The following is a 604-nucleotide window of genomic DNA, read 5'->3' as shown; positions in this document are numbered from 1 at the left end:
TTGTGACCATAACTACCGTGGGATATGGAGATTTGGTTCCGCAAACTAACTTAGGTAAAGCGCTGGCATCTATAACCATGCTCTTGGGTTACTCGATTCTCGCGGTTCCGACAGGGATATTTACAGCTGAGCTACATCAAGAGATGCAATCCCACAAAGTACTGGTGAAGTGCCCTAATTGCTCTCAAGCTGGACATGACTCGGACGCTATCTACTGTAAACATTGTGGAAGCGAGTTGGCCGACCCGGACAAAAGAGTGGTTCGAGGTGAAGGTTAAAATAGAAGGTTAAAAAAAGAGCTCCTACTATATAGGAGCTCTTTTTACGAAGTTTTGTCGATTACGCTTTTTCAGAAAGGATAATACGAAGCGTACGACGCAGTGGCTCGGCAGCACCCCAAAGTAATTGGTCACCAACAGTGAACGCGTTTAGGAAGTCATCGCCCATTGCCATCTTGCGCAGACGACCAACAGGAACAGACATAGTGCCGGTGACCTTCGCTGGCGTTAGCTCTTGAGCCGTGATGTCACGATCGTTTGGAATCACCTTCACCCAGTCATTGTGAGTTGCAATGATTTCTTCGATTTCATCCATCGGCACATTT

Annotated in this window: 2 protein-coding genes; one reads left to right on the top strand and one right to left on the bottom strand. The window is 46.9% G+C overall.

What is annotated here, in order from left to right; genetic code table 11:
* The coding region (locus R7Q48_RS28910) for an ion channel (RefSeq protein WP_318133788.1) at window positions 1–278 on the top strand (278 nt) is incomplete at its 5' end.
* A 61-nt stretch (window positions 279–339) separates the two neighbouring features.
* Here R7Q48_RS28910 and R7Q48_RS28905 read toward each other — a convergent pair.
* Window positions 340–604: Asd/ArgC dimerization domain-containing protein (locus R7Q48_RS28905; protein WP_318133786.1), on the bottom strand; the 265-nt coding region annotated here is incomplete at its 5' end.

Source organism: Vibrio sp. 378 (genome assembly GCF_033339435.1).
The sequence above is the reverse complement of the archived record's forward strand: the minus strand, read 5'-3'. Positions and strand labels throughout refer to the sequence as shown.